The organism is Stieleria sp., from assembly GCF_041595215.1.
Lineage (GTDB): Bacteria > Planctomycetota > Planctomycetia > Pirellulales > Pirellulaceae > Stieleria > Stieleria magnilauensis.
Window position 1 is genome coordinate 1 of record NZ_JBFHKV010000705.1, and the last position, 4662, is coordinate 4662.

General features: G+C 59.8%; 3 protein-coding genes and 1 tRNA gene. 2 read left to right on the forward strand and 2 right to left on the reverse strand.

What is annotated here, in order from left to right; genetic code table 11:
- Nucleotides 1-102 precede the first annotated feature (102 nt).
- A complete protein-coding gene (locus ABX749_RS22800) occupies nucleotides 103-2133 on the forward strand; it encodes a hypothetical protein (RefSeq protein WP_372898013.1) in 2031 nt (676 codons plus the stop codon).
- Nucleotides 2134-2448: 315 nt separating this feature from the next.
- Here ABX749_RS22800 and ABX749_RS22805 read toward each other — a convergent pair whose 3' ends face one another.
- Nucleotides 2449-2646: a hypothetical protein gene (locus ABX749_RS22805; RefSeq protein WP_372898014.1), complete on the reverse strand. Its 198-nt coding sequence runs from the start codon at nucleotides 2644-2646 to the stop codon at nucleotides 2449-2451.
- A gap of 101 nt (nucleotides 2647-2747) precedes the next feature.
- On the opposite strand from ABX749_RS22805, the gene ABX749_RS22810 reads away from it, so the two are divergent.
- Nucleotides 2748-2821 (forward strand) — tRNA-Ile (locus ABX749_RS22810).
- Between the two features lie 12 nt (nucleotides 2822-2833).
- Here ABX749_RS22810 and ABX749_RS22815 read toward each other — a convergent pair.
- Entirely contained in the window at nucleotides 2834-4372 is a 1539-nt protein-coding gene (locus ABX749_RS22815) for a HEAT repeat domain-containing protein (protein ID WP_372898015.1), read from the reverse strand.
- Nucleotides 4373-4662 lie beyond the last annotated feature (290 nt).

The following is a 4662-nucleotide window of genomic DNA, read 5'->3' on the forward strand; positions in this document are numbered from 1 at the left end:
ACGAAATGGGTTGCCAAAAGCTGCCGGTCTACGATCGAGATCCCCAGCCGATGTTGTTGATTCCCTTTGGGCAATTGCCGCGGAACTGGTACGATTGCGACGATGGGAATCCGCGAGCAAATTCGACGTCCGTTGCATCGCATCCGACCTTGCGTCGGCGCTGCAACTGTATGGATCGGCTTGCTGTCAATACTTTTGCTGTTCGGGTTTGTGAATCTGTATTGGAGGGCTCGTCCTGGATCCGAAGAGTTTGCGTCTTCGCTGCACACGCTCTCACTCTCAACGATCGGGGTCGGCGTCGACATGCGTACGCCGGCGGAATCATACCCTGATCGCCAGTATGAATTCTGGCAAGAAGCGGTGGATCGCATCCTCGAGGCACACCCTGATGATGCCGGGCTGTACGCAGCGGCGGCTCTGATTTTTCATGAACCTTGTGTGTTGTATACATCGGACGTTGCTAAAGACGTAGCGGACGAGGATGTCCACGCGGTTCTGTTTCCCGGGGAAGTCATCGACCGGATACGTGAGTCGCGCTCCGATTTCGATCGCCAAGGTTCGGCACGGTCGTCCGAATTGATTCGGCGAGCAACCGAGCTGGATCCAGACGACAGGCGGTGGTGGCGTCTGCGAGCAGTGCTGCTGTGGCCGTCACCCATGACAAGCCAGGAGTCGATACCGCGCGATTCGAACTGGGAACAGGTCCTTCACGACGCCGAACACCACGACCCGGAGAACGGTCTGTACACCGTATTGCATGCCTACGGTCACAGCCAAACGGCGATCGGTCTGGACGAAGACGCCAACACGATCATCGCGGATTCAGAATCGTGGTCTCGAACGATTGGTTTGGCAAAGAAGTGCGTCACCTATCGGACGTTGACATTGGGTGAACCGGGTGTGAGTGACATGGTTCGCCTGCATTCCCTTTCACGACACCCGCGAGCCACCACCACTGAATCAATTCGTCATCGATTGATTGGCTGGCGCAACGCGTACTTTACGATTGGGCTGGCGAGGCAACTGATGCGGATGGCTGACGCAAAGGAGATCGAAGCGGAGTACGAAAAACGCGAAGACTTGCTGCGGCTGGCGCAGGCAATCATCGATCTAGCTCATCAACGATCAGACAAGCTGACACGATACCAAACGATCACCTACCAAATGCGACGCATTCTCTTGGAGGTCAGATCAGATCTTGAACGAGAACGCGGTCAAGTTAGCAAGCTGACAGCATCGGAGCTCAAGGACGCGACTCGGTGGGAGGCGGTGGTAAAGAGAGCTGCCGCCAGCGTAAATCAAAGCCAACCGACGCCGGCTGGTGCCGTGGTCCGTGCGGCGAGCATGATCGCGCTTTCGCTGTTTGCAAGCACGCTTGGGACAACGATTGTTCTGACCGTACTCTGGATTCTCTTTGGACGCCCAAGCCCGAACACCAGGGGCATTCTTTGGCTGTTCGCATTGTACTTCCTGGGAGTCGGCCTTAGCGTTTTGTTTTTAGGAGCAGGGCCGGCTGGACTCGTTTCAGAATCGGTTCAGCACTGGATTCTTACCGGCGTGTCATTTGTTCTTCTGTGGCTATTGATGGGTGGCATTGCGGCGCGTTTGGCGATTCGCGTTCAGTTTTCGATTCGAAGTTTGTTGATCGGAACGGGCGTGGTGGCACTGTTGCTGCAGATGGTGGTCCATTTCCAGCTTGGTTGGGACGCTTTTGGGCTTCCAATCCACGTCCATGCGTCAAGCGATCGGTTGATTGGGATGATCGAACAGCACCAGCCAAACTCATCGGACCACTGGCTACCTGGTCCCTCTTGGGTAAGCCCGTTGATCTTGCAGTGGGTGATGCATAAAGGCCCATCCTGGAGTGTCGCAGTTTTCCTAGTATTGATTGCAATCCGGTTGGTTTGGAGCTTCAATTTCGCACAGAGTGTCGGTCAATTGCTGATCGCCGTGAGCCTATTGACGCTGCTCTGGTTGAACGTCTGGGTCTGGATCGAGCCGGCGAACTACGTCACCGCACGCCATGCACAAATACGACTGGAGACCTACATCCGGTCGGTCGAGGAATACTATGAACCGATAGAAGAGTTCATCGGGTCCGAACTTGCAGTCGAACGTCAGGAGACCGGATAGTCGCCGTTCTCGGGCGGCGAATGCATAGGGTACCGAGTCGTGCGGATTCCGGGCTACGAGGTCTTGCGAAATCCGGCTGCGGTGCGGCATCAGATCGAACAGGCAATTGATGCACTTCTGTAGTGCATTGCCCCCTCATCCCCAGCCATTCTCCCCCACGACGAGAGCGAGCACCACTCGCTCTCGTCGTGGGGGAGAAGGGAGCCAGAATGAAGGGGTGCGATCACACCGAACAGAGAAAACGCGATTTCTTCGCGCTGGCGGTTGCATCGACTTCTCGCAGTTGGCGATTTCACGAACCCACTTTAGTCGTTTTCACCAACGCACCGAATCGCCGATGGCAAACGACACGCAGTTGAACATTGCGTCGCTGAAGCCGGCGGTGTTTAGGATGTCGCTTCGCTCGGGGGTATGGGGGTTGTCGGAGGGGGCGATGTCGATGCGGACCAGCTTTGGTTCGGCGTTGCCGTTGGTTCGCTGTGCCTTCTTGGACTTCTCCCTCTTCGTCATCACGCCCCGCGAACCGCCTTGGCCGTGCCCGTCGGCGCGTCGCGAGTTTATCCAGCACGGCTACGAATCGATCCGGATTTGGGCTAGAATCTGCCCTCGACACCGGGGGTGTAGCTCAGTCGGTTAGAGCAGGGAACTCATAATTCCTTGGTCGCGGGTTCGAGTCCTGCCACCCCTATTTGGACGGCTCCTACGGATTGAACGTCCGCAGCATCTTGCGTCCCTTGTACAGATTGAACAGGTCTTCGCCGCTCAACGGGCGGCTGCGTCCGGCGGTCGCCTGGTCGATCGTTTCTAAGCCGTCGGTGATGACGACGCACGCGGTGCCTTCGCGGGTCGCGGTGAACACGCCTGCCCGCTCGTCCAGGAACAGGCCCAGCAGCACGGGTTTGAGTTCCTCGTAGCCGAGGTGTTGCAGGTGCTGTTGGAACGTCTCCATCGCCCGCTGTTGGGCTTCGTTCATCGCTTCGGTCGGGACCGAGAAGATGTCTTGGTGGTCGGCGTGCCAGCCGGCGTAGATCGCAAAGATGTCGTCGATCGGCATGTCCGCCAAGTCGCAGGCCATGGTGAAGACCGCCGGCCCGGTCATGCCGATGTTGCTGTAGCCCCGCTCGCCCATGTTGTATTCGAACCGCACCAACGTCACGTCGACCGGATCATCGAAGCTGGGCCAAAGCAACCGCCGCGACGCGGCGACTTCGACGTTGGTCGGCGGCACGCCCATTTGATGGGGCTGGCTGAGCCACAACGCCATCTCCGCTTCCGCCGTCGCGTCGGGGGTGCGGTAGGTTTCGTCGATCTCGTTGCCGAAGTCCAGTTCGTCGGCGTAGGCGATCGCGCGCAGCCGGGCGGCGGGATCGCCGGCGAGTTCGATCAATCGCTTGCGGCCTTCTTCGTCGCCAAGTTTCGCCAACGCCCCGGCGGCTTCGCACTGCACCCGCCGGTGTCGCAGCAAGACGGTTTGGTTCAGTTTTCCGATCGCCGACTCGTCGCCGATCAACGCCAGCGAATCGCACAACGCGACCGCCAGCGCGACCGCTTCGGCCAGCCGCTTCTGGACCGTCGGCACGTCGTCACCGAAGGCACGCGGGTTGTCTTCAAAGAATCCGAGGCGGCTGGAAACTTGTCCGAGCAGTGCGGTCAGCGTGTCGAGCATGCCCGCAGTCGGGTGCTCGGCGACACGACCGTGACGGACCAGGTAGTTGGCCAGGTCCAGCAGCGAGGCGGCGAGCGCGGGTTCGGAAAGACACTCCAACGCGGCGGGGAACACGGCGTCGACCGGCCAATCGTCGTGTTGCATCAGCGGGCTGAGCATCTGTGCGGCGTCCATCCAATCCGTCGGCGGCCGCTGCTTTAAAATCTCGACGAACACCTGCAGCGACTCGCGCGAACGGGCCATCGTCAACAGGTGCAACAGCAGATGGCGATTGGAGGTTTCCGGTGGCAGCGAGTCGTCGATCTGCTCCATCACCTCCGGCGTCAGCGAGCCGATGATCTCCAGCGACGACTCGGAGCGATCTTGAACCAGCAGCGTGTGCACGACCCGCAGCAAGGCGCCGATGATGGCGGGGTCCGATTCGGCCAAGCGGTCCCGGTTACCGGCCAGATGGGACAGGATGGCGACGGCGGAGGCGGCATCGCCGGTTGCCAGGTCGCGGAGATGGTAGCCGGCGGCGACCGGGTCGGTGTCGCGGCCGAGGAGCGAAGTGGTGGTCTGCTGGATCGACACGACAAAAAAGGTCCGGGAAAGTGGCGTAAGCTTCCAGCTTCGGAGTGATAACCGGAAGGCAGCGGTCGATCAAGGTGCGTCCCCCGCCACTGCCGGTTCTGCCGCCCGCTCTGCTGTCTGTTCCGCCGTTCGGTCCGCCGTCCGTTCCGCTGTCCGTTCTGCTGTCAGCTTTTTTGGGGAGCTTCCGCCGGTGCGGAGGGGACAAGCTCGAGCGCCCTGAGGCGAATTTCGACTCGGGCGGCTTCCCGCCGCTTGGCGTGTTCGATCAGGCGTGCGATTTCCTTGGGTGA

Excerpts from the sequence above, each read along its gene's own strand:
- ABX749_RS22800 (WP_372898013.1), top strand. The coding sequence starts at position 103 with ATGGGAATCCGCGAGCAAATTCGACGTCCGTTGCATCGCATCCGACCT.